General features: G+C 65.9%; 15 protein-coding genes and 1 pseudogene. 7 read left to right on the forward strand and 9 right to left on the reverse strand.

Annotation, left to right across the window (positions count from 1 at the left end; translation table 11 throughout):
* Window positions 1–187: 187 nt before the first annotated feature.
* Window positions 188–1,270, forward strand: a complete 1,083-nt coding sequence (locus ACFQL3_RS03920) for a PGF-CTERM sorting domain-containing protein (RefSeq protein WP_377051589.1) — start codon at window positions 188–190, stop codon at window positions 1,268–1,270.
* A gap of 3 nt (window positions 1,271–1,273) precedes the next feature.
* Here ACFQL3_RS03920 and ACFQL3_RS03925 read toward each other — a convergent pair whose 3' ends face one another.
* Entirely contained in the window at window positions 1,274–2,314 is a 1,041-nt protein-coding gene (locus ACFQL3_RS03925) for a HEAT repeat domain-containing protein (protein WP_377051591.1), read from the reverse strand.
* Window positions 2,315–2,401: 87 nt separating this feature from the next.
* Between ACFQL3_RS03925 and ACFQL3_RS03930 the strand changes: the two genes are divergently transcribed.
* Complete coding sequence (locus ACFQL3_RS03930) at window positions 2,402–2,557, forward strand: hypothetical protein (RefSeq protein ID WP_377051593.1); 156 nt, start codon at window positions 2,402–2,404, stop codon at window positions 2,555–2,557.
* Window positions 2,550–3,056: pseudogene (gene cysE, locus ACFQL3_RS03935) on the forward strand (serine O-acetyltransferase); the annotation flags it as partial. The gene ACFQL3_RS03930 and the pseudogene cysE, both read left to right, overlap by 8 nt.
* A 287-nt stretch (window positions 3,057–3,343) precedes the next feature.
* Here cysE and ACFQL3_RS03940 read toward each other — a convergent pair.
* Both ACFQL3_RS03940 and ACFQL3_RS03945 read right to left on the reverse strand, forming a co-directional pair.
* Window positions 3,344–4,492 carry an acyl-CoA dehydrogenase family protein gene (locus tag ACFQL3_RS03940; RefSeq protein ID WP_377051595.1) on the reverse strand — a complete coding sequence of 383 codons (1,149 nt, stop codon included), beginning with the start codon at window positions 4,490–4,492 and terminating at the stop codon, window positions 3,344–3,346.
* A gap of 84 nt (window positions 4,493–4,576) precedes the next feature.
* Window positions 4,577–5,800 (reverse strand): alanine--tRNA ligase-related protein, encoded by a 1,224-nt coding sequence (locus tag ACFQL3_RS03945; RefSeq protein WP_377051597.1) that lies wholly within the window; start codon window positions 5,798–5,800, stop codon window positions 4,577–4,579.
* 353 nt (window positions 5,801–6,153) lie between these two features.
* On the opposite strand from ACFQL3_RS03945, the gene ACFQL3_RS03950 reads away from it, so the two are divergent.
* Both ACFQL3_RS03950 and ACFQL3_RS03955 read left to right on the forward strand, forming a co-directional pair.
* Window positions 6,154–7,299, forward strand: coding sequence for a glutamate-cysteine ligase family protein (locus tag ACFQL3_RS03950; protein ID WP_377051599.1), 1,146 nt, complete (start codon window positions 6,154–6,156; stop codon window positions 7,297–7,299).
* Window positions 7,300–7,364: 65 nt separating this feature from the next.
* Window positions 7,365–8,069, forward strand: a complete 705-nt coding sequence (locus tag ACFQL3_RS03955; RefSeq protein ID WP_377051601.1) for a type 1 glutamine amidotransferase — start codon at window positions 7,365–7,367, stop codon at window positions 8,067–8,069.
* Between the two features lie 23 nt (window positions 8,070–8,092).
* On the opposite strand, the gene ACFQL3_RS03960 is transcribed toward ACFQL3_RS03955, so the two are convergent.
* Window positions 8,093–8,644, reverse strand: a complete 552-nt coding sequence (locus tag ACFQL3_RS03960; RefSeq protein WP_377051603.1) for a helix-turn-helix domain-containing protein — start codon at window positions 8,642–8,644, stop codon at window positions 8,093–8,095.
* Between the two features lie 51 nt (window positions 8,645–8,695).
* Entirely contained in the window at window positions 8,696–9,469 is a 774-nt protein-coding gene (dph5, locus tag ACFQL3_RS03965; RefSeq protein ID WP_377051605.1) for a diphthine synthase, read from the reverse strand.
* Between the two features lie 110 nt (window positions 9,470–9,579).
* On the opposite strand from dph5, the gene ACFQL3_RS03970 reads away from it, so the two are divergent.
* The gene (locus tag ACFQL3_RS03970) at window positions 9,580–11,778 is read left to right on the forward strand and encodes a CDC48 family AAA ATPase (protein ID WP_377051607.1); all 2,199 of its coding nucleotides are present in this window, start codon (window positions 9,580–9,582) and stop codon (window positions 11,776–11,778) included.
* Here ACFQL3_RS03970 and ACFQL3_RS03975 read toward each other — a convergent pair whose 3' ends face one another.
* Genes ACFQL3_RS03975 through ACFQL3_RS03985 form a run of 3 tightly spaced genes read right to left on the reverse strand, consistent with a single transcriptional unit; the run spans window position 11,779 to window position 16,353 of the window.
* Window positions 11,779–12,771, reverse strand: a complete 993-nt coding sequence (locus ACFQL3_RS03975) for a hypothetical protein (protein WP_377051609.1) — start codon at window positions 12,769–12,771, stop codon at window positions 11,779–11,781.
* A 53-nt stretch (window positions 12,772–12,824) separates the two neighbouring features.
* Window positions 12,825–13,412, reverse strand: coding sequence for a protein sorting system archaetidylserine decarboxylase (locus ACFQL3_RS03980; protein WP_377051611.1), 588 nt, complete (start codon window positions 13,410–13,412; stop codon window positions 12,825–12,827).
* 40 nt (window positions 13,413–13,452) lie between these two features.
* The gene (locus ACFQL3_RS03985; protein WP_377051613.1) at window positions 13,453–16,353 is read right to left on the reverse strand and encodes a DEAD/DEAH box helicase; all 2,901 of its coding nucleotides are present in this window, start codon (window positions 16,351–16,353) and stop codon (window positions 13,453–13,455) included.
* A 165-nt stretch (window positions 16,354–16,518) separates the two neighbouring features.
* Here ACFQL3_RS03985 and ACFQL3_RS03990 point away from each other — a divergent pair, with 165 nt between their 5' ends.
* Window positions 16,519–17,256, forward strand: a complete 738-nt coding sequence (locus ACFQL3_RS03990) for a CAP domain-containing protein (RefSeq protein WP_377051615.1) — start codon at window positions 16,519–16,521, stop codon at window positions 17,254–17,256.
* A 1-nt stretch (window position 17,257) separates the two neighbouring features.
* Here ACFQL3_RS03990 and ACFQL3_RS03995 read toward each other — a convergent pair whose 3' ends face one another.
* Window positions 17,258–17,398: a rubrerythrin-like domain-containing protein gene (locus tag ACFQL3_RS03995; RefSeq protein WP_377051617.1), complete on the reverse strand. Its 141-nt coding sequence runs from the start codon at window positions 17,396–17,398 to the stop codon at window positions 17,258–17,260.
* Window positions 17,399–17,459: the final 61 nt, after the last annotated feature.

Consider the following 17,459-nt stretch of genomic DNA (forward strand, 5'->3'; position numbering starts at 1 on the left):
AGCGTCGCGTAATCCGTGGTGGAGGTCGAGGCTCCGCGGCGGTATTCTACTCGGACGACTCGGCCCATCTGGTTGAGCCGTCGGGGACCGGTAATGACCGTCTACTTGCAGTTATACGCCGCATAGCTACGTGACTGGCTCACGATCATCCGATACGGACATGTCCAAATCATCTATTTTGAGCATCGTGGTGGTGGTGGTCTGTCTGACGCTCGTTTCCGCGGGCGTCGCAGGTCTGGTCAACGACACGGACTCGGGTACGCCGACGGTCGAGTCACCTGCTCTGAACAGTTCGGAGACGAGCGATGAGGGGCTGCTGTTAGACGAACATGAAGAGGAGGCGACCGACCAGCGCGAAGAGGAATACCGCCAGGAAGTCCCCAGTCCGGGCGACCCCTACTTCGAGGCGTCTGCGAGCGACGGTAGCTGGGTCAGCTACGTCAATCCGCGCGACGAGTACCGGGAGCCGTATCTCGGTGACGGCTCCGGGAAGATCTGTGTCTCGGTGTACAACGCTGATGGTCAGGTCGCGGTCGGTGAGACGGTGCCGAACACGACCGTCAGTATCCCGACGGGCGAGTCGACGTCCTGGCACTCCTCGGCGGATCCGTTCGTGGTCGACCTCCCGCTGACTGACAACTACGAGCGGCCGCTCGACGCCGATCAGTTCGGCACCGACTCCGACCTGCCCCAGGGCGATGGCTATCTGGACTCTCACTGTATCGAGCTCCACGGGCTTCCGACCGACGAGTCGGTCTCGTACGGCGAGGCCACGGTCGAGGGCGAGTTCGCCGACCGGGTCGAAGTAGTCGGCTACATCCAGCAGGCCGGGCAATCGTGGGACTCGGACATCGACCCGCTCGCTGAGGCCCGCTCCTACGAGCAAGCGGGCGGCGGATGGACCTACGAACCCGGTGCCTCGCACGGCCAGGTCACCGTCGTTCTCCAGATAGATCACCCCCAGACGTCCGATGACTCGGGTGACGATAACGACACGGACGATTCGGGCGACGGTAACGACACGGACGATTCGGGCGACGGTAACGACACGGACGATTCGGGAGACGACGATACTGACGACTCGGGAGACGACGACACGGACGACTCGGGAGACGATGAAACGAATGAGGAAGGAACAGAAGAGGAGGAATCCACCTCGAACACCGACGACGACCCCACACAAAGCGATGACGACACGGTCTCTGGGTTCGGGATTGCGGTAGCCGTCATCTCTCTGCTCGCCGTTCTGGTGCTCACGAAGCGCCGGTGACGACTAGTCGAGTTGTGCGAGTGCCCAGGTGGCGTGTTCGCGGACGTTTTCGTTCGGATCGTCGGCTTCGAGCCGTTCGAGTCGGTCCCGCACTCCGTCGAGTTCGAGGCCGGCAACGGCTTTGCAGGCGTTGCTTCGAACGATCGGCGCGGGGTCGTCGAGGCGCTCTCTGAGGCCGTCCCGTGCCTCCCGGATGGCGTCGGGACGTTCGAGACCGACGTGGAGGACGGCCGAGACGGCGTTGCCGCGCACGTACTCGTCCTCGTCGTCGAGTCGTTCGATCATGACGTCGACCGCCTCAGTCATGCTGTCCGGGTGCTCCTGTGCGACGTCCGCGAGCAGGCCGACGGCGTTCCCGCGGACGCCCGCCTGTTCGGACGCGGCGAGGGCCGTCAGTTCCTCGACGGCGTCGAGTGCGGCCGCGGGGTACGCCGACGCTATTGCGCCGAGCGCCGACAGCGCGTTGGTCTGGTAAGCGGTTTCGCGGTCCGAGATCCCGTCCAGTAGCTGCGGGACGACCGGCCGCACCTCCTCCGGATAGCCCAGCGCTAGCTGTGAGAGAATATACAGCGCGTTCGTCCGTGTCGGATCGTCGGCGTCGAGGAGCGCGCTGAGTGTCGGAACGATGTCGATGAATGCGCCGGGATCCGTGGCGACGAGTTCGACACAACACCCCGTCGCTGCCTGTGTCGTCTCGTCGTCCTCGACCGTCACGCGGTCGACGATGGCGTCCCGGTGTTCGAGCACCGCCGTCGGGGATTCGGTCGCGAGCGCCCGGAGACACCGCAGCAAGAGCGGATCCGCATCGAGTGCGGGCCGACCGAGCAGTGGGGCAACCAGTTCGGCGAACTCCCCGCCGACCGACTGCTCGCTTCGAGCGACATCGAGCAGGGCGGTCACTGCGTCTTCGTGGACGGAGGCCGGCATCGTCGGATCGGCCAGTAGTGACCGGATCTCGTCGACGTCGACCGCCGTCGGTGATTCGAGGGCACGCTCGCGAAGCGCTCGCGCTCGGTCGGCCGGATCAGTGTGTTCGCCGTCCATCGACTGAACACACGCACGTGCCGGGCAAAAACCTCTCGCCCCTCAAATGAAACGGCTTTTTTGTTCGGATGGCTCCTAGCTATTCGTATGGGGACGACAGCCCACTTCACCGCGCTCGCTTCTGACCACCACCCGGTTACCGGTACGTGGTGCTGTCGTCTAGCAGTTCGCCCCGCCCCCGACGACGATCCGGACGCGCTGGCTCGGACACCGGAGACACCCTCGACCCCGAGCCATGTTTGAGGGAATACGCGAGGATATCCAAACGGCGCTGGAGACGGATCCCGCGGCGCGGAGTCGCCGCGAGGTATTCACCACCTACCCAGGCCTTCACGCCGTCTGGTTCCACCGGATCGCCCACGCGCTCTGGAGCCGTGGGTTCCACTGGCCCGCCCGCCTCCTGTCACACGTCTCGCGCTCTCTCACGAACGTCGAGATCCATCCGGCGGCCGAGATCGGTCGGCGTTGCTTCATCGACCACGGGACCGGCGTCGTGATCGGCGAGACGGCCGAAATCGGTGACGACGTCCACCTGCATCACGGCTGTACGCTGGGCGGGAACTCGCCGCGGCCCGAGAAGCGCCACCCGACGCTCGAAGACGGCGTGACCCTCGGCGCGAACGCGACGCTGATCGGCGATATCACGATCGCCGAGGACGCGACAGTCGGTGCCGGCGCGGTCGTCGTCGACGACGTCGAACCGGAGACCACCGTCACCGGTGTACCGGCACGACCGGTCGAGACCACAGGCTCGACGCCGGCGAACAGCGCCGATGCGAGAGCGCCAGACGTGACCGTCGAGGCGACCCACGAGGACGGCGAGAACTGCGGCACGCGCGAGGCGAGTTCCGAACCGTGCGACGAGGTGGAGCTATCTGCCTGCACCGAATCGAGTCCCGGCGCACTGGTACTGGAGTGCGACGAGCCAGATCCCGAGGAACTACTCGCAGACATCGACGGCGCGCTCGCGGCCCTCGACCGGCGAGAGGCCGAACTCGAAGACCTCCGCGAGGACGTCGAACGCCTGCGCTAGGTCTCGCCGAGCAGGTGCCGGGCGATGATCGTCTTTTGAATCTCGCTCGTACCCTCGTAGATGGTTGTCACCCGGGCGTCCCGGTAGAGGCGCTCGACGTCGAACTCGGAGACGTAGCCGTAGCCGCCGTGGATCTGGACCGCCTCGTTGGTGACGTCCATCGCCGTCTCGCTGGCGACGTACTTCGCGACGCTCGCACGTAGTGCGGAGTCGTCGTTCCGGTCGTCCGCGCGGGCGGCGTCGAGCGTGAGCGCACGAGCGCCCTGAATCCCGGCGTACATGTCGGCGATCTTGTGGCGGATCGTCTGTATGTCGGCGATCGGGCCGTCGAACTGCTCGCGCTCGGTGGCGTACTCGCGCGCCCTGTCAAACGCGGATTGGGCGAGGCCGACCGACTGGGCGGCGATCCCGATCCGGCCGCCAGTGAGGATGGAAAGCGCGGCGCTCAGGCCCTTTCCGTCCGGTGTGAGCCGGTTCTCTGCAGGGATCCGCACGCCATCGAAGGTGAGCGAAGTCGTGTCGCTGGCGCGCAGGCCGAGTTTCTCCTCGGGATCGCCGATGGAGAGGCCGTCGACGTCGCCCGGCACGACGAACTGCGTGATCGAGGCAGGATCATCGCGGTCCGTCTTCGCAAAGAGGATGTAGACGCCGGCGCGCTCGCCGTTTGTGATCCACTGCTTCTCGCCGTCGATCACGTACTCGGTCGGTTCGTCGTCTCCGCCCACCGGCCGCGCCTCGGTCGTCATCTGTGCGGGGTTCGACCCGGCCCCTGGCTCCGACAGTGCGAACGCACCGACAGGCCGCCCGTCGACCATCTCGGGGAGCCAGCGCTTCTTCTGTGACTCGGAGCCGAACTGGGCGATACACGAGGTCGCGAGACAGTGGACCGATAGCGCGGTCGCCACCGCCAGCGCGCCGTAGGCCACCTCCTCGTTGACCAGCGCGTAGGTCACTCGGTCGGCGTCATAGCCGCCGTACTCCACCGGTGTCGTCAGGCCAGTCAGATCCAGTTCCGCCAGTCCGTCCCAGACGTCCTCCGGGAACGCCTCCTGTTCGTCGGCCTCCTGAGCGATCGGCTGGATCTCTTCGACCGCGAACTCCCGGACCACCTCCCGGACGGCCCGTTGCTCCTCGGTAAACTCCATGCCGGTAGTTCCGGCGCTCGCGCGAAAAAACTACGGGCGGCCCGTGGTCTCCGACCGCCCATCGACGGGTACAGCAGTCCCCTGCTACTCCCGCAGATACTCCACGACGCGCTCGCCCGGAACGCCGATCCCGCCGCCCTGGGCGACCGTGGGCGACCCGCCGCCGCCACCTCCGAACTCGCTCGTAACGTCGTCGACGACGCTCTCCGCGTCGACCTGTTCGCCCGCCCGCACCACGAGGAACGGTGACTCCCCGGCCCCGGCCAGGGCGATGACGTCGGCGCTCTCCTCCCTCTCACGGCCGCGGAGGTGATCCGCGACGGCGTTCGGCCCGGCGTGCTCGACCGTTCCGACGACCCACGTCTGCTCGCCGCGCCGGAGCGGTGTCGCGGCGAGTTGGTCGATCCGTGCGTCCAGGAGCGCGGTCGTGAGGTCGTCGACTTCGTCGCGTAGTTCGTCTCGCTCCTCGCGTAGGCGGACAATCCCGTCGGGCAGATCGGCCACGTTCGTTTCGAGTGCCGCGCTTCCCGCGAGGGCGGCGCGTTTCTCCGCGACGCGCCGGTCGATCCCGGCGGGCCCGACGGCGAACTCGACCCGTGTGAGCCCTTCGCCGGGGTTCGAGTGATCGAGAACGGTGACGGGACCGATCTCGCGGGTATTCCGGACGTGTGTGCCGCCACAGGCCGCGACGTCGACGTCCTCGATGGTGACCAGCCGAACCGTCTCCGATTCGCCGACGAGGCCCTCCTCGGTGGCGGCGTTGTACGCCACGTCCTCGCGGTCGAACGCGTCCTGCGTTGGCACCTGCTCCCAGGAGACGTCGTGGGCGTTCCAGACGACCTCGTTGACGCCCCGTTCCAGTTCGAGTAGCGTCCCATCGTCGATATCGGTGCTCGTCCGGAAGTCGATCCGGACCTTCTCGTCGCCGCCCGGGTCGCCGTCCGGGGCGGCGATGTCGAACCCGCCATAGCTCAACTCGTCGAGAAGTCCCCGTGCGACGCCGTACAGTGCGTGACTGGCGGTGTGGGCGCGCATGGTGTACATCCGGCGTTGCCAATCCACCGTACACAGTACCGAGTGGCCGACATCGAAGGATGGCTCCTCGGCGAGTCGGTGGACGGTCTCGCCGTCGACCTGCTGGACGTCCTCAACTGCCGCCGACTCGATGCGACCCGTATCGGCTGGCTGACCGCCGCTCTCGGCGTAGAAGTACGTCGTCTCCAGTCGGACGTCTCGGCCGTCGACTGCCGTCACGGTCGTCGTAAACTGGGTGGTGTAGGGCTCGGCCGCTGCTCGCTGTCCGCTCATTGAGGGGTGGCAACGTCGTCGTCCTACAAAAACTATCGGGCCGGGGGGAGACTGCCGTCTCGGACGGGTAGTTGCGGTGGATGATCGTCGCCTTTCTACAGAGATTCCCTGTATTTGTGGTAGTCTGGCGGAGATATTGACATTTATTCGGAATATAAGGGACTGATACGTGTATGGACGGAAGTTCCTTGTATCAGTCCCTGCCGATCAGTTGTATGTGAATGTCACGCATAATCTCGCCCGTTCAGTACTGGCCGACCGGACTCGTCCACAGGACCTCCCGGGACTCCCGAACTCCGACGGCGGACCACAGCGGTCCGTGAGCCGTCGTGCAGGACCGATCACGCTCTACAATGTCTGACCCAACTGCCACCCGCTCCGCGTCGCATCGCTCCGGAACCACGTCGCCGATCCGCCGCAGCCTCGAGGTCGAGTACTGGGTAGTCGACGAGACGGGCCGACTGACAGCCCCGGACGGCCTCGTCGACGCGGCCCCCGGAGTCGAACGGGAGTTCGTCGAGCCGCTTCTGGAGATCAAGACCTCGCCGTGCGAGACGACCGAGGAACTTCGTAGCGAACTGTTCGAGCGCCTCGGTCGAGTCCTCGGACGTGCCGACGCGGTCGGGAAACGGCTCGTCCCGCTCGCGACACCGATCCATCGCGGCGATATCGAGGACCGCCCGAGCGAACGCACCCGCATCCAGGACCGCGTCGTCGGCGAGAACTTCGAGTGCGTGCGCCACTGCGCTGGCACCCATATCCACTTCGAGCAACAGCCAGGCTTCGAGATCGATCAGCTAAACGCCCTGATCGCGCTCGATCCAGCGCTGGCGCTCGTCAACTCCTCGCCGTACTACCGCAGTGAGCGCCTGGTTACGGGCGCGCGGTCGAAGCTTTACCGGCGGATGGCCTACGAGCGGCTTCCGCATCAGGGACAGCTCTGGCCGTACGCCGACGACCGCGAGGAGTGGGCGCGGCGACTCGAACGCCGCTACGGCGAGTTTCTCACGGAGGCAGTCCTCGCGGGCGTCGATCTGGAGACAGCCAGAGAGGAGTTCACCGTCGAGAGCGCGGTCTGGACGCCGGTGCAGTTGCGCGAGCGGTTCTCGACGGTCGAGTGGCGCTCGCCCGATACCGCGTTGCCGACCCAGATTCTTCGGTTGGCCGACGAGATTACGGCGGTGATCGAACGCGTCCGGGACGGCGAGTTGCGCATCGGCGGCGAAACCGGCCGGGTGATGGAGAGTTCGGTCGTCGTTCCGGAGTTCGGCGCGGTCCAGGAGTACGTCGAGGCGAGCATCTACGACGGTCTCGAATCGGAGGCGGTTCGCTCGTATCTCGACCGTATGGGCTTCGACGTTGGGGCCTACGAACCGCTCGCCGGGAGCGTCGACGCCGGTGCGGCGGTCTCCGAGGCGGCGGCCCGGGCGATCCGACTGGAGTATGCCGACCGCCTCGAAGCCGACATCGAGCAGGAGCGCTCGGTCCTTGCGGACTGATCGACAGCATCGAGTCACGAACGAATGGACGGTACACGACAACAGATGACAGATACGACACCAGCATGAATCGCCCCCGAATCGCCCTGCTGAACGCGGCGCACAAGGCCGCCGACACGCGAGAGAACTTCTGTCGCGAACTCGACGCCGAGCTAGAGGCGTTTCACTGCCCGTCGGGTGAACTCCCCGACGACTTCAGATACGACGGCTTCGTGGTCACTGGCTCTAGCGCGTCGGTCTACTGGGACGAACCGTGGATCGGCGAACTCAAAGAGTGGGTCGGCGAGGCCGTTCGGGCCGGACTCCCCGCCCTCGGTGTCTGTTACGGCCATCAGCTACTCGCCGACGTGATGGGCGGTAGCGTACAGAGCATGGGCGAGTACGAAATCGGCTACCGGACGGTGTATCAGGACGGCGAGAACCGCCTGCTCGAGGGCGTCCCCGACGACTTCACCGTCTTTACGACGCACTCGGATCACGTCACCGAGGCACCGCCGGGCGCGACGGTGTTCGCAAAAAACGAGTACGGGATCCACGGCTTCCGCACGGGACACGTCTTCGCGGTCCAGTTCCACCCCGAGTACGACATGGAGACTGCGAGAACGGTCACGACCTCAAAGACCGATCAGCTCTCCGCCGACCGGATCAACGACGTGCTTGCAGGGATCGACGCGGAACAGTACGAGACCGCCTGCGAGGCAAAACACCTGTTCGATAACTTTCTGGAGTATGCCGTCGAGGTACAGCGAGAACGCGCCACTGCGGACTGATCGGGGGTCCGACCGCACTCGCCTCAGTCTTCGACGAGTTCGATCGACAGTTCGTCTTCGAGCGCTTCGATCAGTGACCCGCCGAGTCCGGCCTGCGTGGCCCGGCCCTGTTCGACGGCGAGGAGATCGGATTCGGGTACGTCGAGTTCCTCGGCGAGTTCGTCGCGCTGGAGTCCGGCGTCCTGGCGTGCGTCTTCGACTCGCTCGCCGTATGTCTGGACCAGATAGGGGAGCTGATCGTCGTCGTAATCGGTCCCGCTCTCCTCCCAGTGGCTCGTATCGCCATCCCACATACTGCTCTCGGAGGTGGTCGAGCCGGTGTTCGTCGACGTGGTGGAGGTGTTCATCGGCGAACTCGTCGAGGTGCTCGCTCCACTCCCGCTTTGCTGTCCCTGATTGCTCCGCTTTTTCTTGTCTTTGTGCGCGTTGTCGTCGTGCGGACGACAGTCGGGGCAGACGTCGAGTTCGGCACCTGCGACGTTTGCGGTGCGGAGCGACTCACTTGTCGCACCACACAGCTCGCACGCACCGCCATCGCCCGAGTCGGAGGAACCGCCCGTCGAATACTTGGCCATATGTTGTATAAGACGGTCCGTCATTTGAATTTCGCGGTCCGTTCGACGCGTTCAGGCGATTTCGAGGGTAGCGTGGTCCGCCCCCGCGAGTTCACACAGAGCGTCGGCTTCGAGCAGGTGGAGTTCGCCCGGGATCACCAGCAGGTGGAGGGGCTCGCCGAACTCCCGCTCTGCGAGGTCGGCCATGGGAGCGGCCTCGACGAGTGGCTCTGGGCTTCCCGCCCGGGCGACCACGACGCCTACGAGGTCCGGATACTGCTCGGCGAGCAGTTCCGCACCGACATCTGCGGTCATGAACTCATCGCGGTCGGCCTTGATGTCGAGGTAGACGACGGTGTGCAGGTCGGCCGCTTGGTTGTCCGCTATCGTCTCGGTGACGCTCGCGGGGAGGCCATCCGCGCCGTGGGCGTAGGGGAACGGGAGCGTCGTTGCCTTCCCGAAGCGGTAGTTCTGGAGGCCGGTGAGCGAACTCGTCGCCGTCTGGGCGGTGACGCCGTGGATCACGCGCGTCTCGATGCCGCGCTCGTGGGCCCTGAGTCGCAGATCGACGTGGGTCGTCGAGATCATCGTGTCGCCAGCGGTCAGAAAGACGGCGTCGCCCTCGGCCGCGGCGTCGAGGATCGGTTCGGGATCCTGTTCGACGCCCGCCCGATCACGCAGCTCTATCTCGACGCCGTGGTGGGATTCGAGCGTCTCGACGCTCGTCCCGATCAGTTTGCTGGTGTAGAACTCCGCGAACGCGTGGTCGGCGTCCCGGAGCGCTTGCTGGCCCTCGACCGTGATCGACCGCTCGTCGTAGAGTCCGAGTCCGACGAAAGTGAGCATGGGCGAACTCCGGGCGCGTCGGTGAAAAGCGCCGCGTGTTGGTCCGATGGCTACCGGGATCGCGACTCACGAGGGAATCCTTCAAGAACGCTGGGCCGTAAATTGTGAGTATGAGTCAGCAGGACGGCGGCGTACGGTTGACCGTCAAAGCCGCCCAGAAACGCGACGCTGGACGGGGCGTTGCACGCCTTCCAGAGTCGGCCCGGAGCGAACTCGGCGTCCTCAGTGGCGACACCGTCGTCGTCGAGGGAGAGCGTCGAACCGCGACGAAAGTGTGGCCGGCCAGTACGGACGTGCCGGACGGAACAGTCCTCATCGACGCCGACACGCGAGCGAACGCGGGCGTCAGCATCGGCGACACCGTCGTCGTCCGCCAGGGATCGCTCAGCGACGCCATCTCGGTGACGCTCGCCCCGCCGCCGTCGCTCGCGGACGTCGACCAGCGGGTGATCGAGCGCGCGGTCAACCGGGACCTCCACGACCGGCCGGTGAGCGAGGGCGAGCAGGTCGCGCTCGAACGGGTCGCCAGCCAGCCCTTTACCGTCACCGACACTTCGCCGGACGGTCCGGTTCGGATCACCGACAACACGGTCGTCGTCGTGACGCCGAACCCGAAACAGGTCGACGGGACGACAGGCAGTGAGTCGACGGACGAGACGGACGAGGCTCCGACGGCTACGACCACCGAACAGGAGTCCGGCGAGGCGCCGGCGCCCCCCTCCCGGGTGAGTTACGAGGACATCGGCGGCCTGGACGAGGAACTGGAGCAGGTCCGGGAGATGATCGAACTGCCGCTGAGCAGGCCCGAACTGTTCCGCCGGCTTGGCGTCGATCCGCCGAAGGGCGTCCTCCTCTATGGCCCGCCGGGCACCGGAAAGACGCTGATCGCGCGTGCGGTCGCCCACGAGGTCGACGCGGAGTTCATCACCGTCTCCGGCCCGGAGATCATGTCGAAGTACAAGGGCGAGAGCGAAGAGCACGTCCGCGAGATATTCGAGGAAGCCAGCGAGGCCGCACCAGCGATTATCTTCTTCGACGAGATCGATTCGATCGCCGGCGAGCGCGAGGACGGCGGCGACGTCGAGAACCGCGTGGTTGCACAACTCCTCTCGCTGATGGATGGCCTCGACTCCCGTGGCGACGTGATCGTCATCGGCGCGACGAACCGCGTCGACGCCATCGACCCGGCGCTCAGACGTGGTGGCCGGTTCGACCGCGAAATCGAGATCGGCGTCCCCGACAAGGACGGCCGCAAGGAGATCTTCGAGGTCCACACCCGCGGGATGCCGCTCGCGGAGGACGTCTCCATCGAGAAGCTAGCCGCCCAGACCCACGGCTTCGTCGGTGCGGATATCGACGCGCTCACGACAGAGGCGGCGATGCTGACGCTCCGGCGCGCTCGGAACGACCCCGATGGGCTCTCCGGGACCGATCTGGAGGTCTCGCGGAGCGACCTCGAAGACGCGCTGGCCGCCATCGAACCCTCCGCGATGCGCGAGTGGGTCGCCGAGACGCCCGAGGTTTCCTTCTCCGACGTCGGCGGACTGGAGGACGCCAAATCGACGCTCAGGGAGGCCGTCGAGTGGCCACTCGAGTACGATCGCCTGTTCAGCGTGACGAACACCGAACCGCCGAGCGGCGTCCTCCTGCATGGCCCGCCGGGCACCGGAAAGACGTTGCTGGCCCGCGCGCTCGCCGGCGAGAGCGCGGTCAACTTCGTCCACGTGAACGGGCCCGAGTTGCTCGACCGGTACGTCGGGGAAAGCGAGAAGGCGGTTAGAGAGGTGTTCGAACGCGCCCGACAGTCCGCGCCGAGCATCGTCTTCTTCGACGAGATAGACGCCATCGCCGCCCAGCGCGACGACAGCCACGAGGTGACCGAACGGGTCGTCTCACAGCTACTGACCGAACTCGACGGGATGGTCGAGAACCCCAATCTCGTCGTGCTGGCCGCGACGAACCGGAAGGAAGCGATCGACCCCGCGCTCCTTCGGCCGGGCCGACTGGACAACCACGTCGAGGTGCCCGCCCCGGACGCCGAGGCGCGGCGTGCGATCATCGAGGTTCACGGCCGCGGCAAACCGTTCGCCGACGACGTCGACCTCGACGACGTCGCGGACGGGTTAGTGGGCTACACCGGCGCGGATATCGAGGCGATCGTCCGCGAGGCGTCGATGCTGTCGATCCGCGAGACGGCCGAGGAGCTCGGTCCGGAGGAAGCCAACGAGCGGGCCGACGAGATAGCGATCACTGCAGAACACTTCGAGCAGGCGCTGGAGTCGGTCGACCCGACGCTCGGGTCGGTGTAGCTACCAGTACATCGCGGTGGTGCGATGGGTAGTGTTGTACGCATCGAGCCCTTCGCCCAGGAATCGCCTGACGTGGAAGTCGTCGAACTGGGTGGTGTGGGTGTAATCGACGAACGTCATCGGGAGGACGAGGTCGCCATCCCGCCGGTAGAGGCTCGCAATGCCCGTATAGGCGTGCTTGTGGCGACTGTTCTGGACGAAGCCCGCGACGACGGGGAGCGTCGCCTCGTGGGCGGGGACGGCCAGTAGCGCCTCGGCCGACCGGCGAGTCAACTCGGTACAGAACATCCCCGTGTTCTCGCCGTCCGCTATCGCCGAGAAGTCGGTTGGCGACTCGAAGTACTCCCGTAACTCGACCTGACTCATGAGGACGTTGTCCTCGACCGATCCGGCCAGATAGCGGGGGACGTCGTAGTTCGAGTATTCGCGAAACGCCGCCATCAACTCGGCGACCACACGCTCGGGATCGGTCGGCGGTGAGCCGAGAAACTCCTCGACAACGGCCGGATCGGCACCGGTGTAGCGGTTCCGCGTCGTGCCGACCGAGAAGGGCCGTGTCTCGACGTCGCGGAGTCGCTCGAAGAAACGCTCGTAGCTGGAGGGCTCGACGACGTACTCGCCCGCCCGGAGCGCCGGGACGTCCCTGAGGAGTTGTTCGACCGGGCTACCGGGAAGGTCGTACTCGTCGTCGACTGCCGTGCCCGCTTCGGGCGTCGACTCGGTCACTGACAGCGTTTCGAGGGTGCCGTCTCCGTCAGAGAGGCCAATCTCGTCGCCCGAGAGCGATAGTTCGTACTCGCCGATATCGGTCGTGCACTCGTCGGCATCGAGATGTTCGGCGACGATTGGCTGAAGGTCTTGCTCGGTGAGATTCGTACCGGTGAGTCGGCCGTAGCCGATCACGGTGTTTTGCGCCGCTCGGCCCGTCCCGACGGCGAGCAGTCCGCCGCCGAGATACTTCAGGGCCTGCCGTCGCTTCATGTCTTCATCCATCGGACGCCCGGTACTAAGCTTTGTGTTCGAAGTAGTTGAGCGACTTTTACATTTCACTCACGCGCCAGCACCGTCTCTCCGGCCCGCACTTTCTCGCCACGCTCGACCACGAGGTCGTCCCGGTCGTACTCGGGCGGGAGCAGGACGTCCGCACGACTGCCGAAAGAGATGTGACCGATCCGGTCGCCACGCTCGATGATTGCCCCCGATTCGGGATAGGGGTGGATCCGCCGCGCGAACGCCCCGGCGATCAGCGTCACCGTGTAGTCCTCGAAGGTCAGGTGGACGCGCTCGTTCCGATCGGACTCCTTGGAGAAGGCGGGGCGGTGTGCGCCGTCGACGTGTTCGACCGACTCGACGACGCCGGACCGCGGCGCGCGATTGACGTGGACGTTCCAGACGTTCATGAAGACGCCGACGCGGAGTCGGCCCTCCTCCTCGCGGATCACCGAGATTTTGCCGTCGGCAGGGGAGACGAGGCCCTCCGCCGGCGGCGTCCGCTCGGGATCACGGTAAAAGTACAGGACGCCGGGCGCGAGCGCGATGAGCGCGAGGCCGACCGGCGGGACGAACAGGAGTGCCGGAATCGCGGCGACGAGCGGCGGGGCCGCGTACCGGCGGGCCCCGGGAGCGAGTTGCATGTCCGACAGTTGGTCAGCGGGCGGTAATGAGGTTGCCGACTCAGTCCCAGAACGACTGCGTCCGGGCGTACTGGCGCTCCTGCTCCAGAATGTCCCGGTAGAACTCGTCTTCGTCCTCGCGTAGGCGATTGATGATCCGGGCGGCGTTGTGCGGGCCGACGCCGCGGGCCGCCAGCGCGATGACCGCCTGTTTGCCGTGCGTCTGGACCAGACTCCCGGCGCGGAAGGCCCGCTTGGTCTGGCTGTCCTGCTCCTCGTCTTTCTGCTGGGCGCGGACCGCCTGGACGACCTCGTCGGCCCACGGATTCAGTGCGGCGACCCGTGTCGACCCGCATTCCGGGCACTGTGGCTGGTCACGTACGCGACGCACCGGCTTTTCGGTCTTCCACTCGGTGCAGTGGAGACAGAGCAGGATGACCCGGTCGTCCTGGATCCGCTGTCGGACGGTGTCGATGACGCTCGCGTCGGCGTTTTCGGGCGAGAGCAGTTCGGTGCCGCTGGAGCGCCCGCCGGTTCCGACCGGGGTGCGTCCGCCGACGATTTCGGTCTCCAGTTCGCCCCGCTGGATCGCCGCCAGCACGTCGCTCGCGGCGTCGACGTCAAGATCCTCGTGAAACACCTCCCGGACAGCCTCGTCGTAGACCGGCGTGTCCTCCAGCGCGGCGAGCAGGCGACCGCTGGAGACGCTCGCGTCGCCCTGCCAGCGCTTGATCCGGCCGAACTGCTCGGCGACCTGTGCGAGGCGGAACTTCAGCGTGTCAGAACGCTTGAGGCTCAACTCGATGATCGCTTCGACGTGGCCGGGATCGGTCGTTTCGAGCACCTCGACGACCTCGGTGACGTCGACCCGCCCCGGCGTCTCCAGTTCGATCCGATAGGGGTCGACGTCCAGTGCAATCGACGAGCCAGTACGCTGGCCGAGCAGCGAGGAGAGCACCCGGCCGAGCGTCTCGTTGGCGCGGTGGCCGAAGGCGGCGTTGACGACGATGGTCCGACCCTCACGCTCGATCACCAGTCGGTCATCTGTCGGCATCGGATGCTCGGTCTCGGCATGGCGTTCTAGCTGGGACAGGGCTTTGCGGGCGGTGTTCTCGTCGGTCGGATACCGGTTCGTGAACTCCCCGGCAACGCGCTCCGTGTCTGCACCGCCCTCGAACTGTGGTTCGGCGACCCGGCGCATCTCGCCGACCTCGCCCGCAACCGCTTCCGGGACCGGGATCTCCTGGCCGATCCAGGAGGGGACCTCACCCGCCGGATCCTCGATCGGTGAGACCTTCACCTCGCTTTCCTCGTCGTCGATGTCGGTGATGCGCCACATCTCGCCGCGCTGGATAAACACCTCGCCCTGCTGGGCGAAGTTGACGACGAACCGCTCGTCGAGCGTGCCGATCTGGCGGCCACTGGCGACGTCGTGGACCTCGTAGGTCTCCTCGTCCGGGATCATCGAGAGGTTCGCGTAGACGTACTGCCAGGTGCCGCCGGTCTTCTCGATCCGGTCTTTCGCTTCGGCGTACCAGATAACGCGGTTGCCCGCGAGTTCCTCGACGATGGCCAGAAACTCCTCCTTGGAGAGTTCTCGGAACGGGTAAGATCGGCTTACGATCTCGTAGGCGTCTGCGACCGGTATCTCCTCGTGGCCCATCGCCAGCGCGACGACCTGATTGGCGACGGCGTCGAGACTTCCCTCGTGGATCGGCGCGTGCTCGACCTCGCCTGCTTTCGCCCGCCGGGCGATCGCCAGCGCCTCGAACGTGTCGTCCGGGCGGGTCGTCACGACGGTCCCCGACGACACCTGATCCCGGCGGTGGCCAGCGCGCCCGACGCGCTGGAGCAGGCGCGAGACCTGCCGTGGACTGGAGTACTGCACGACGTGATCGACGTGGCCGACGTCGATTCCCAGTTCCATCGAGGAGGTACAGAGCAGGGCATCGATCTCGCCCGACTTGAACTGCTCTTCGACCTCGATCCGGGCCGCTTTCGAGAGCGACCCGTGGTGGACGCCGATGGTCGCCGTCGTATCGAGCGCGCTCACGTCGCCGTCCGGACCGAGCGCCTTGAACCGCGAGCCAAGCGCCTCCGCAGTCTGACGCGTGTTGACGAAGATCAGGGTCGACTCGTGGGCCTCGACCAGTTCGACGATCCGGCGGACGTGGCTCGCAACGTCTTCGGCGGTCATCAGTTCGCCAGCCAGACGCTCGTCGACGGGTCTGATCTCGGGCGTCTGGACGTCGATATCGATCCGACTGCCGACGTCGACGCCGCGGATCGCACACTTGCGGCCGCCGGTGAGAAACTGGGCGATAGCCTCGGGGTCGCCGACGGTCGCCGAGAGGCCGATCCGCTGGAACGGGCCGGCCACCTCGCGCAGGCGCTCCATCGCGATGGATAGCTGAGCGCCGCGTTTCGACGCCGCGAGTTCGTGTACCTCGTCGACCACGAGGTGATCGACCGATTCCAGCCCTGCACGAAGCTTCGAACCGGTGAACATCGCCTGAAGCGTCTCGGGCGTCGTCACCAGCACGTCCGGCGGGTTGTTGGCCTGTTTGCTGCGCTGGTAATCCGTCGTGTCGCCGTGGCGAACGTCGACGCGCACGTCTAACTGCTGGCCCCACCACTCCAGTCGCTCGCGCATGTCGCGGTTCAGCGCGCGAAGCGGCGTGATGTACAGCGCCGCAAAGCCGGGGTAGGGATCGCCCGCTTCCGCGGGCGTCTCGGCGCGGCGCTGTGCGATGGCGTCGAACACTGGCAACATCGCAGTCTCGGTCTTGCCCGTCCCCGTCGGGGCAATTACGAGGCCGTTCTCGCCCGCCGCGAGGGGTGGGATCGCACGGCGCTGTGGCTCCGTCGGCGTCGAAAAGCCGCGATCGGAGAGCGCCGCCCGAACCTGTTCGCCGAGATGCGTAAAGGCCGCAGAATCGGGGGCGACCTCGCCGTCTGTCATCGACGAGAGTTCGGGGCCCGACGAGGTTAAGCCATTTGTTCCCGGCCGTTTCGCGGGGTAATCACGGCCCCCGCGCGGTAAGCGCCGTATAGTCTTGAGGCGGGGAGCCTATCGTTCGGTAGCTTCCACGGGTGTCGCAGACAGCGCGCTCGTGGCCCAATACCGATGGCTCGAACGATCTTCACGACGCTGGTCCGGGTGCTGGTCGCTCCGCTGGTGTTGCTCGCCAGACTGCTCGGGGTTGCACTCCGACTGCTCGTTAGCATTCTGAAAGCCCTGTTGGTCGTGCTCGTACTCGTGGCAGTCGTCGTCTTTGCGCTGCAGGCCGCCGGCATGACAGTCGACCTCGGCGCGGTCGGGGACGTTCCGATACCGGGCGGGGACGGCGATGCACTCGATCCGGACGATCCGGCAGCATCAGCCTACGATTTCGAGGAGGGTGACATAAACAGCACGGCAGTCGAGCGGGAGATCCATGCCGAGATCAACGAGCGTCGGACCGCCCGCGGTCTCGAACCGCTAGAGTGGGACCAGACAGTTGCCTCTGTCTCACGCGCTCACAGCAAGGATATGGCCGATAGTGAGTACTTCTCACATACGAACCCTGACGGGGAGGGGCCACACGACCGGTACCGGGCGGTCGGTAACGGCTGTTTCGCCTACGGTGAGAACATCGCGATGTCGTGGGCCGGGCGACCTGTCGATATCGGCGAGGGCGACAGCGTCACCTATACGACGAACGAGGAACTGGCCGAAGGCCTCGTCAGACAGTGGATGGAGTCACCCGGTCATCGCGAGAATCTGCTCCGCGAGAACTGGGAGTCCGGTGGCGTTGGCGTCTACGTCACCGAAGACGGGCAGGTGTACGCGACACACAACTTCTGTCGTGGTCTCGGTCTGTGACTTACTCTCTCGCGACGGCGATATTGCGGACGACGCCGCCACATTCCGGACAGCGCCCGTTAACGTCCTCGTCGGTTCGGGCCAGACACTCCGTGCATTCGTAGTACGATTCTGTTGGCGTATATGGATCTGTACGGACCATGTGAGTAGATAACACCCAACACCATATTTAACCGTTATCCATAATGCCGTGAATACTAGTT

Origin of the sequence: Natronoarchaeum sp. GCM10025321, from assembly GCF_042663585.1 — an archaeon.
Classification (GTDB): domain Archaea; phylum Halobacteriota; class Halobacteria; order Halobacteriales; family Natronoarchaeaceae; genus Natranaeroarchaeum.

Coding starts and splice junctions, on each gene's coding strand:
- ACFQL3_RS03925 (WP_377051591.1), bottom strand. CDS start 2,314: ATGGACGGCGAACACACTGATCCGGCCGACCGAGCGCGAGCGCTTCGC.
- ACFQL3_RS03930 (WP_377051593.1), top strand. CDS start 2,402: ATGGGGACGACAGCCCACTTCACCGCGCTCGCTTCTGACCACCACCCG.
- ACFQL3_RS03940 (WP_377051595.1), bottom strand. CDS start 4,492: ATGGAGTTTACCGAGGAGCAACGGGCCGTCCGGGAGGTGGTCCGGGAG.
- ACFQL3_RS03945 (WP_377051597.1), bottom strand. CDS start 5,800: ATGAGCGGACAGCGAGCAGCGGCCGAGCCCTACACCACCCAGTTTACG.
- ACFQL3_RS03950 (WP_377051599.1), top strand. CDS start 6,154: ATGTCTGACCCAACTGCCACCCGCTCCGCGTCGCATCGCTCCGGAACC.
- ACFQL3_RS03955 (WP_377051601.1), top strand. CDS start 7,365: ATGAATCGCCCCCGAATCGCCCTGCTGAACGCGGCGCACAAGGCCGCC.
- ACFQL3_RS03960 (WP_377051603.1), bottom strand. CDS start 8,644: ATGGCCAAGTATTCGACGGGCGGTTCCTCCGACTCGGGCGATGGCGGT.
- dph5 (WP_377051605.1), bottom strand. CDS start 9,469: ATGCTCACTTTCGTCGGACTCGGACTCTACGACGAGCGGTCGATCACG.
- ACFQL3_RS03970 (WP_377051607.1), top strand. CDS start 9,580: ATGAGTCAGCAGGACGGCGGCGTACGGTTGACCGTCAAAGCCGCCCAG.
- ACFQL3_RS03975 (WP_377051609.1), bottom strand. CDS start 12,771: ATGGATGAAGACATGAAGCGACGGCAGGCCCTGAAGTATCTCGGCGGC.
- ACFQL3_RS03980 (WP_377051611.1), bottom strand. CDS start 13,412: ATGCAACTCGCTCCCGGGGCCCGCCGGTACGCGGCCCCGCCGCTCGTC.
- ACFQL3_RS03985 (WP_377051613.1), bottom strand. CDS start 16,353: ATGACAGACGGCGAGGTCGCCCCCGATTCTGCGGCCTTTACGCATCTC.
- ACFQL3_RS03990 (WP_377051615.1), top strand. CDS start 16,519: ATGGCTCGAACGATCTTCACGACGCTGGTCCGGGTGCTGGTCGCTCCG.
- ACFQL3_RS03995 (WP_377051617.1), bottom strand. CDS start 17,398: ATGGTCCGTACAGATCCATATACGCCAACAGAATCGTACTACGAATGC.